This is a genomic window from Frankia tisae, assembly GCF_025403405.1.
GTDB classification, from domain to species: domain Bacteria; phylum Actinomycetota; class Actinomycetes; order Frankiales; family Frankiaceae; genus Frankia; species Frankia tisai.
In genome coordinates this window covers 1-9,021 of record NZ_JANEZT010000284.1, presented here as the reverse complement: position 1 = coordinate 9,021, position 9,021 = coordinate 1, and the positions used below count along the sequence as shown (strand labels likewise).

9 protein-coding genes are annotated in these 9,021 nt (G+C 72.5%); 8 read left to right on the top strand and 1 reads right to left on the bottom strand.

Annotation, left to right across the window (positions count from 1 at the left end; genetic code table 11):
* The first annotated feature begins 56 nt into the window (after nt 1-56).
* On the top strand, nt 57-644 hold the full coding sequence (gene hisB, locus NBZ85_RS22715; protein WP_261558934.1) for an imidazoleglycerol-phosphate dehydratase HisB: 588 nt from the start codon (nt 57-59) through the stop codon (nt 642-644).
* Nucleotides 641-1,261, top strand: coding sequence for an imidazole glycerol phosphate synthase subunit HisH (gene hisH, locus NBZ85_RS22710; RefSeq protein ID WP_261558935.1), 621 nt, complete (start codon nt 641-643; stop codon nt 1,259-1,261). The genes hisB and hisH overlap by 4 nt, the downstream gene beginning before the upstream one ends.
* 53 nt (nt 1,262-1,314) lie before the next feature.
* Here hisH and NBZ85_RS22705 read toward each other — a convergent pair whose 3' ends face one another.
* Complete coding sequence (locus NBZ85_RS22705) at nt 1,315-1,884, bottom strand: DUF302 domain-containing protein (RefSeq protein ID WP_261558936.1); 570 nt, start codon at nt 1,882-1,884, stop codon at nt 1,315-1,317.
* Between the two features lie 636 nt (nt 1,885-2,520).
* Here NBZ85_RS22705 and NBZ85_RS32815 point away from each other — a divergent pair.
* The 6 genes from NBZ85_RS32815 (at nt 2,521) to NBZ85_RS22675 (ending at nt 9,004) form a co-directional block, all read left to right on the top strand.
* Nucleotides 2,521-2,895, top strand: coding sequence for a hypothetical protein (locus NBZ85_RS32815; RefSeq protein WP_261558937.1), 375 nt, complete (start codon nt 2,521-2,523; stop codon nt 2,893-2,895).
* Nucleotides 2,892-3,455, top strand: coding sequence for a flavoprotein (locus NBZ85_RS32810; protein ID WP_261558938.1), 564 nt, complete (start codon nt 2,892-2,894; stop codon nt 3,453-3,455). Before NBZ85_RS32815 ends, NBZ85_RS32810 begins: the two co-directional genes overlap by 4 nt.
* Nucleotides 3,456-3,576: 121 nt before the next feature.
* Complete coding sequence (gene priA / locus NBZ85_RS22690) at nt 3,577-4,305, top strand: bifunctional 1-(5-phosphoribosyl)-5-((5-phosphoribosylamino)methylideneamino)imidazole-4-carboxamide isomerase/phosphoribosylanthranilate isomerase PriA (protein ID WP_261558939.1); 729 nt, start codon at nt 3,577-3,579, stop codon at nt 4,303-4,305.
* A gap of 25 nt (nt 4,306-4,330) precedes the next feature.
* Entirely contained in the window at nt 4,331-5,095 is a 765-nt protein-coding gene (gene hisF, locus NBZ85_RS22685) for an imidazole glycerol phosphate synthase subunit HisF (RefSeq protein WP_261558940.1), read from the top strand.
* A 52-nt stretch (nt 5,096-5,147) separates the two neighbouring features.
* Entirely contained in the window at nt 5,148-7,097 is a 1,950-nt protein-coding gene (locus tag NBZ85_RS22680) for an ABC transporter ATP-binding protein (protein ID WP_261558941.1), read from the top strand.
* On the top strand, nt 7,094-9,004 hold the full coding sequence (locus tag NBZ85_RS22675) for an ABC transporter ATP-binding protein (RefSeq protein ID WP_261562554.1): 1,911 nt from the start codon (nt 7,094-7,096) through the stop codon (nt 9,002-9,004). Before NBZ85_RS22680 ends, NBZ85_RS22675 begins: the two co-directional genes overlap by 4 nt.
* Nucleotides 9,005-9,021 lie beyond the last annotated feature (17 nt).

The window sequence follows — 9,021 nt, the reverse complement described above, 5'->3', positions numbered from 1 at the left end:
CCGCCACACCCCGCCGGTCCCCACCCGCAACCAAGAAAGACCGAGGAAAGTCTCCGATGGCACGCACCGCGCGGATCGAACGCAAGACGCTGGAGTCCGACGTGCTGGTCGAACTCGACCTCGACGGCACGGGCGTGGCGACCTCCGACACCGGCGTCCCGTTCTTCGACCACATGATGTCCCAGCTCGGCAAGCACGGCGGGTTCGACCTCACCGTGCGCACCCGTGGTGACCTGCATATCGACTCCCACCACACGGTCGAGGACACCTCTATCGCCTTCGGTTCGGCGCTGCGTGAGGCGCTGGGCGACAAGGTCGGCATCCGCCGCTTCGGCGACGCGCTGGTCCCCCTCGACGAGGCCCTCGCGCAGGCCGCGGTCGACCTGTCCGGCCGGCCGTACTGCGTGCACGTCGAGCCGGACCTCGTCGGGCTGATCGGGACGTACGACACCACGCTGACCCGGCACATCTTCGAGTCGATCACCGCGTCGGCCCGGATCGCGCTGCACGTGCGGGTACTGTCCGGCCGCAACGCCCACCACGTCGTCGAGGCGCAGTTCAAGGCGGTCGCCCGGGCCATGCGCGACGCGGTGGCCCTCGACGCCCGGGTGGCCGGCGTCCCCTCCACCAAGGGTGTCCTGTGACGGATCGGCAACCACGGGTCGTCGTTCTCGACTACGGCTCGGGGAACCTGCGCTCGGCGGAGCGGGCCCTCGCCCGGGTCGGCGCCGACGTTACGGTCAGCGACGATCTCGATGCGGCCCTGGCGGCCGACGGGCTCGTCGTGCCCGGCGTCGGTGCGTACGCGGCCTGCATGGCCGGTCTCGACGGGGTGGGCGCCGCGCCCATCGTGCGGGAGCGGGTGGCCGCGGGGCGGCCGGTGCTCGGGATCTGCGTGGGCATGCAGGTGCTCTACGAGCTCGGTGACGAGCACGGGGTGCGTACGGCCGGGCTCGGCGTGCTGCCCGGCGAGGTGCGCCGCCTCGCCGCACCCATCCTGCCGCACATGGGCTGGAACACGGTTCGTCCGCCCGCGGAGTCGGTGCTGTTCGCCGGGCTGCCGGCGGACACCCGCTTCTACTTCGTCCACTCCTACGCGGCGAAGGCCGACCCCGACGCCGACGACACGATCGGCGAGCACGGCGAGCCGTTCGCCGCCGCCGTCGAGCGCGGCGCCCTGGCCGCGACCCAGTTCCACCCCGAGAAGTCCGGCGACGCCGGCGCGCACCTGCTGACCAACTGGCTCGCCACCCTCTCCTGACGGCGGCGCCATCGCCATCGTCGCCGCTGGTGCCGGGTCGGTGGCGGGGTGAGTCAGCCGGCGTGGGCGGGGACCCGGCCGGCGGTGAGCGCCGCGGGCACGGGCAGGCCCAGGTGCTCCAGCAGGGCGGCCAGCTTCAGGTCCAGCTCGATGCCCACGATCGTGATCGCCCGGCTGCCGTAGCTGCGGAAATGCGTGCTCGGCTGGTCGACGCTGAACCAGGTCGTGCCCGCCCGGTCGGTGTGGATCGTGGTCCGCAGCGGGGCGTGCAGCAGCACCCCCGGGTCATGGCGGAACATCCGCTCGGCGATGACATGGTTGCCCATCAGATATTCGACGCACCGCCCCTCGTCGCCGGCCGCCCGAAACATCCAGGTGAACTCGCCGCGCCAGTAGCGGAGGAAGCCGTGCGGCGCGTTCGGCGCCGTCGCGACCCGGACGTCGTCCCAGGTCGGCTCGCCCGCGGCGAGGGCGGCGAAGCGTGCCTCGTCGAGGGCGGGAACCGCCTGCTCATAGCGGCGGACCGTCTCGTCGTAGCTCAGGTCCGTCGCGACGGACAGCCGATGTACCTCGTAGCGCACGGTGCTGACGGCATCGGCGAGTTCGTGATCGGTACTGGTCATGCGCCAGCCTCCCGTCTCGTCCGGCGTGGCGCGCATGGCACGCCGCGCGGACCGGCGGGATTCCCGCCGCTGCTCCGGTCGAAACCGGTGCGTCGGTCACCGGTAGGGTTCGGGCCCCGCCCGGTCCACCATGCTGCGTCACGAACCATGTGACTCGGGCATATAGATTCGATCTATCGATTTGCACGGCCGGCGCGCCGGACTGTCCAGGTCGCGGACCGGGCAAGGTCGGCCTGTGCGCGTTGCCGGTGTCGCCACCGGTCCGTTTCCCGGGGCCGCCCGCCCGGGTCCGACGTGCCGAACTCTCGGCGTCGGACTCCATCTGCGCGAGCGTCCTGCTCGGCCGCCCCGACCGCGCAGACGGCCCGAGAGCCTCATTCACGTCATCCGGCGAGCTGCGAGCCGCGCTCCTTCGCCCGGTCACGGACGGCCGCCAGCGGAACACTGAGGATCCGGGCCGACGGGTGACCCACGCTTACCAAGCGTCCAACTACCAGGCCCTCCAGCGGCTCCTACCGGACCTGCTCGCGGATGCGCGTGCAGCAGCAGATCAGCGCCCTGGTGAGCCGGCTGTCACCCACGTCCCGGCAGAGACCTACCACCTGATGTCGATCACACTGATGAAGCTCGGCGACGGTGAGGCGGCCTGGCACGCGGCCGACCGGGTTCAACACGACCAACGTCCTGCTCTACGAGGCATCCGTGCTTGCCCAGCTCGGCGAACACCTCACCGCGCTGAACGCGGCGGCCCGCATCCACCAAGCGGCGTTCGCCGCGTTACCCAGAGAACGGCGCACCCACCACCTGGTCGACACCGCAGGCTCGGCCCTGGTCGCTGGACGCAGCGACCAGGCCCTACGGATGCTCCTGGACGCCGAACGGATCAGCCCGCAGGAAGTCCACACCCTCCCCGCCGCCCGCCAGCTCATCGCGGCTTTCGTCGATGCCCGGCACAAGCCGTCCGGGAGCGGCTTGCGCGAACTCGCGCGACGCGCTGGAGTACCCGCGTGACGACTTCCCCCACGCCCGCCCGGGTCCTCTACGCGGTCGTGTGCGCCGCGCCGCCCGCCCTACATATCCGCACCCTGATCAGCCAGGCCCAGCAACGTGGCTGGGATACCTGCCTAATCCTCACCCCGACTGCGGCGCGCTGGCTCGAAACAGGCCTCCCCGAGCTGGAGAAGACCACCGGTCATCCGCCCCGTTCTGCCTACAAGCTGCCCGGAGAGGCCGACGTCCTGCCCGCGCCCGACGCGATCCTCGTCGCCCCAGCCAGCAGCAACACGATCAACAAATGGGCGGCCGGGATCAGCGACACTCTCGCTCTCGGCCTCATCACCGAAGCGATCGGAAAACGGCTACCCATTGCAGCTCTGCCATACCTGAACAAGTCCCAGGCCGCACACCCAGCGTTCCCGCGGAGCGTCGATGTACTGAACGACGCTGGAGTGCACGTCCTGCTCGGTGACGCAGGATACGAACCCCATGGCCCGGGCCAGTCCAGACCAGAAGGATTTCCGTGGGTTCTTGGACTAGACGCAGTGGCCGCCATGATGACTGCCCAGCCATAGTCCAATGACCTGCCACTGCCGAGCATCCCGGTCGGGAGCGGCGTCGTCGAGACGGGTTGTCACCGGCAGTGCCGGCGGCTGTGGTCTCGGGCGGTCGCGGAGTGGCCGTAGGGTGGCCGGTGTGACGCTTACTCTGCTGCCTGCCGTCGATGTGGCCGACGGGCGGGCCGTCCGCCTTGTCCAAGGTGAGGCCGGTTCCGAGACCTCCTATGGCGACCCGCTGGAGGCAGCGCTGACCTGGCAGCGCGACGGCGCCGAGTGGATCCATCTGGTCGACCTCGACGCCGCGTTCGGCCGCGGCTCGAACCGCGAGCTGATCGCCGAGGTCGTCCGCTCGGTCGACGTGGCCGTGGAGCTCTCCGGCGGCATCCGCGACGACGACTCCCTCGACGCGGCGCTGGCCACCGGCGCGGTGCGGGTCAACATCGGCACGGCCGCGCTGGAGGATCCCGACTGGGTTCGCCGGGCGATCGACCGGGTGGGCGACCGGATCGCCGTCGGGCTCGACGTGCGCGGCACGACGCTGTCCGCCCGCGGCTGGACCCAGGACGGTGGCGAGCTGTTCGAGGTGCTCGCCCGCCTCGACGCCGACGGCTGCGCCCGCTACGTGGTGACGGACGTCCGCCGCGACGGCACGCTCACCGGCCCGAACGTCGAGCTGCTGCGCTCGGTGACCGCGGCGACCGACCGCCCCGTCGTGGCCAGCGGGGGCGTGTCCGCGCTCGCCGACCTCGTGGCGATCGCCGCGGTGCCCGGCGTCGAGGGCGCGATCGTCGGCAAGGCCCTCTACGCGGGCGCCTTCACCCTCCCCGAGGCCCTCGCCGTCACCTCGACGGTCGCGGCCCCGTGACGCCGCGAACGCCGGAGGTGGCGGGGTGAGCGTCGCGGTTCGGGTGATTCCCTGCCTCGACGTCGACGGCGGTCGGGTGGTGAAGGGGGTGAACTTCACCGATCTGCGCGACGCCGGGGATCCGGTCGAGATGGCCCGGCTCTACGACGCCGAGGGCGCCGACGAGCTGACGTTCCTCGACATCACCGCGTCGAGCGGCGACCGGGAGACCACCTACGACATCGTCCGGCGCACCGCCGAGCAGGTCTTCATCCCGCTCACCGTCGGGGGCGGGGTCCGCTCCGCCGACGACGTCAACCGGCTGCTGCGCGCCGGAGCCGACAAGGTGGGGATCAACACGGCCGCGGTGGCCCGCCCCGAGCTGGTCCGCGAGTGCGCCCACCGGTTCGGCAACCAGTGCATCGTGATCTCGGTGGACGCCCGGCGGTGCCCGGATCCAGGCGGCCCCCGCTTCGAGGTGACTACGCACGGTGGTCGTCGGGGGACCGGAATCGACGCCGTCGGCTGGACTTCGCGGGTGGTCGAGCTCGGCGCCGGCGAGATCCTGCTCAACTCCATGGACGCCGACGGCACCCGGGACGGATACGATCTGGAGCTGATCTCCGCCGTGCGCGCCGAGGTCGATGTGCCGGTGATCGCCAGCGGCGGGGCCGGTGACCTCGCTCATTTCGCGCCGGCGGTCGGCGCGGGCGCGGACGCGGTGCTCGCGGCCAGCGTGTTCCATTTCGGACAGCTGCGCATCGGCGAGGTGAAGGCGGCGCTGCGGGACACGGGCGTTCCCGTGCGCTGACCGCCACCACTCCGTCGGCGCCGCTGCCGCGACCTGTTGACGGAGGGTGACGATGTCGGAGCGTGTGGCGGAGCCGGGGCGACAACCCGGGGTCATCGGCCAGGGCTTCGCGAACCTCTGGCGGGGCATCCGGGACGAGCCCCGCCTGTTCGCGGTGGCAACGGTCGGTGGCTGCCTGTTCACCCTGACGGGGGTGGCCAATTCTCTCGTGCTCGGCGAGGCCACGGACCGGGTGGTGATCCCGGCGATCCGGCAGGGGCACGCCGACTGGTCGGCGGTCGCCCTGGCCGCGGCGGCGCTCAGCGCCGTCGGCCTCGCCCGGGCGCTCGGTATGCTCCTGCGCCGCCTCGCCGGCGGCACGGTCGTGTTCCGGCTGCAGGCGCGGCACCGGCACGCGGTGACCCGCCAGTACCTGCGGCTGCCGCTGTCCTGGCATCAGCGGCACTCCACCGGCACGCTGCTGTCCAACGCCAACTCCGACGTCGAGGCCGCCTGGGCCCCGGTCATGCCGCTGCCGTTCGCGCTGGGCGCCCTCGTCATGCTCGTCGTGGCGCTGGTGCTGCTCGTGGTCACCGACCCGGTGCTGGCACTGATCGGTTTCGTGATCTTCCCGACGTTCGGCGTGCTCAACGTCTGGTACGGCCGGCGGGTGTGGCCGCTGTACTCCCGGGCGCAGCAGCTGCGTGGGGAGGTCAGCGCGGTGGCGCACGAATCCTTCGACGGCGCCCTCGTCGTCAAGACCCTCGGCCGGGAGGAGGACGAGACCGCCCGCTTCGCCGTCCGCGCCGAGCAGCTGCGCGACGCGATGATCCACGCGGGCCGGCTGCGGGGCCTGTTCGACCCCGTGATGGAGGCCCTGCCGAACCTGGGGATCCTGCTGGTGCTGCTGGTCGGCGCGATCCGCATCGACGCCGGGGCGATGGACGTCGGGCAGCTCGTCCGGGTCGCCTACCTGTTCACCCTGCTCGCCTTTCCGCTGCGGGCGTTCGGCTGGGTGTTCGGTGACCTGCCGCGGGAGGTCGTCGGCTACGACCGGGTCGACGCGGTGCTGCGGGCCCGTGGCCACGAGACGTACGGCCCGCGCACGCTGACCGCCGCCGGCCCCGCGTCGCTACGCCTCGACGCCGCCACCTACACCTACCCCACCGCCGACCCCACTGCCGATCCGGCTGCCGGCCCCACCGGTGACGCCGCTGCCGATCCGGCTGCCGGCCCGACCGGTGACCCTTCGGAGCCCGCGAGCCCCGGCGATCCGCCTGCGCGGCCGGTGGTGGACGCGGTGAGCTTCGAGGTGACCGCGGGCAGCGTCGTCGCGATCACCGGCCGCACCGGTGCCGGCAAGTCGTCGCTGGTGAACCTGCTGGCCCGGCTCGTCGACCCACAGGCCGGCGCGGTGCTGCTCGACGGCGTCGACCTGCGCGAACTCGCCGCCGGCGAGGTGAGCCGAGCCGTCGCCGTCGTGGCCCAGCAGGCGTTCCTCTTCGACGACACGGTGCGCGCCAACGTCACCCTCGGGGCGGACAACACCGACGATGACGTCTGGGCCGCGCTGCGCCGCGCACAGGCCGACGGCTTCGTCGCGGCCCTGCCCGACGGCCTCGACACCATGGTCGGCGAGCGGGGGACCTCCCTGTCCGGCGGCCAGCGCCAACGCATCGGCCTGGCCCGCGCGCTCATCCGCGCCCCGCGGCTGCTCGTCCTCGACGACGCCACCGCCAGCGTCGACCCCCGGGTGGAGGCCGCGATCCTCGCCGACCTGCGCGAACGCGCCGGCGCCTCGACGGTCGTGGTCGTCGCCCAGCGCCGCTCCACGATCGCGCTGGCCGACGAGGTGATCCACCTCGACGCCGGCCGGGTCATCGGCCGCGGTCGGCACGAGGAGCTACTCACCTCCTCCCCGCGCTATGCCGCCCTGCTCACCGCCTACGAGGCGGCCGCCCGCGCGGCTGGCGCCATTCCCGCGCCCGCCGTCCGGGAGCTCGAACCGGAGGCTGCGTCGTGACGCCCGCCGCCCCCCCGGCGGCGTCGCGGGCCTCCCAGCCGACGTTGACGGCGACGTTCCGCCGGCTGCGCGCGCTGTCCCCCGAGCTGACCCGGGGCCTGCTAGGCACCCTCGCGCTCGCCCTGGTGGCGACCGCGGGAAAGGTCGTTATCCCGGTCGTCGTGCAGCAGACCCTCGACCGCGGGCTCACCGACGACGGAGTCGACGTCGGCCTGGTCGCTGTGGCCGTCGGCGCGGCCTCAGCCGTCATCGTGCTGACCACCTTCGCCACGTACCGGATGAACCTGCGGCTCTACCGCCTGTCCGAGGGCACCCTCGCCACCCTGCGGGTGCATGCCTTCCGCCACATCCACGACCTGTCGATGCTCAGCCAGTCCGCCCAGCGTCGCGGCTCGCTGACCTCCCGGGTGACCAGCGACGTCGATCAGATGTCGCAGTTCCTCCAGTTCGGCGGGGTGATGCTGCTGGTCTCGTCCGGCCAGATGCTGCTGGCCACCGTGTTGATGGTCGTCTACTCGTGGCCGCTGACCCTCCTCGTGTATGCGTTCTTCGTCCCTCTGTTCGTCGTGACTCGGCTGGTGCAGCGCCGGCTCGCCGGCCGGTACGCGATCGTCCGCGAACGGGTCGGCGAGCTGCTGGGCGCCGTGTCCGAGGCGGTCGTCGGCGCCCCGGTCGTGCGGGCCTACGGCGTTGCGGAGCGGACCGGGCGGCGCATCGACCGGACCATCGACCGCTACCGCTCGGCCCAGATCGAGGCCCAGCGGGTCGTCGCCGGGGTCTTCTCGCTCAGCGAACTGGTCGCCGCACTCGCGACCGCCGCGGTCGTGAGTGCGGGGGTCGCGCTCGGCGTCGCCGGCTCGCTCAGCACCGGGCGGCTGATCGCGTTCCTGTTCCTGATGACCCTGTTCGTCATGCCGATCCAGTCGATGACCGAGGTGCTCAACGACGCGGCCAACGCGTTGGCCGGCCTGCGCCGGGTGCTCGACGTTCTGGATCTCCCGACCGACGTCCGCGACCCTGCGCTCGGCCGGACGGTGGGGCGGCTGCCGGCGCCCCGCACCGGCGGCGCTGCGGGCCGCGACCTGCCGGCCGGACCGCTGGGGGTCCGGTTCGACGGGGTCGGGTTCGCCTACCCCGACGGGCCGCCGGTGCTGCTCGACGTCGACCTGGAGATCGCCCCGCGCACGCGGGTGGCGGTGGTCGGCGAGACCGGATCCGGCAAGACGACCCTGGCCAAGCTGCTCACCCGGTTGATGGATCCGACCACGGGCACCGTGCGCATCGGCGGGGTGCCGCTGTCCGAGGTGCGGTTCGCCTCGCTGCGTGGCCGGGTGCTGCTCGTGCCGCAGGACGGCTTCCTGTTTGACCTCACGATCGCCGACAACGTCCGTTATGGCCGCCCCGGTGCCGACGACACGGCTGTTCGCGCCGCCTTTGCGGCGCTCGGCCTCGCCGACTGGCTCGCCGGGCTGCCGGCGGGGCTGGCGACCCGGGTGGGGGAGAGCGGGTCGCGACTGTCGGCCGGGGAGCGGCAGCTCGTCGCCCTGGCCCGCGCCCGGCTGGCCGATCCGGATCTGCTGGTCCTGGACGAGGCGACCTCCGCAGTGGACCCCGAGACCGAGGTGCGCCTGGCGGCGGCCCTGGCCGAACTGACCCGGGACCGCACCTCGGTGACGATCGCGCACCGGCTGTCGACGGCGGAGGCGGCGCAGGATGTCGTCGTCGTGGACGCCGGGCGCATCGTGCAGCGGGGCCATCACCGGGAGTTGGTCGCCGTGCCCGGGGTGTACCGCCGGAGTGCTCACGGTGGCCGAGTCCGGCGGGCACCATCGGTGCGAGCCGGCCGAACGTGGCCCGGTCGACCTCCAACTGTCTCTTTATACACATCTCCGAGCCCACGAGACTAGCGCTCAGCTCGTATGCC

What these genes read in the sequence shown, in the direction of transcription:
- hisB (WP_261558934.1), top strand. Translation starts at nt 57, where the DNA reads ATGGCACGCACCGCGCGGATCGAACGCAAGACGCTGGAGTCCGACGTG.
- NBZ85_RS22705 (WP_261558936.1), bottom strand. Translation starts at nt 1,884, where the DNA reads ATGACCAGTACCGATCACGAACTCGCCGATGCCGTCAGCACCGTGCGC.
- NBZ85_RS22680 (WP_261558941.1), top strand. Translation starts at nt 5,148, where the DNA reads ATGTCGGAGCGTGTGGCGGAGCCGGGGCGACAACCCGGGGTCATCGGC.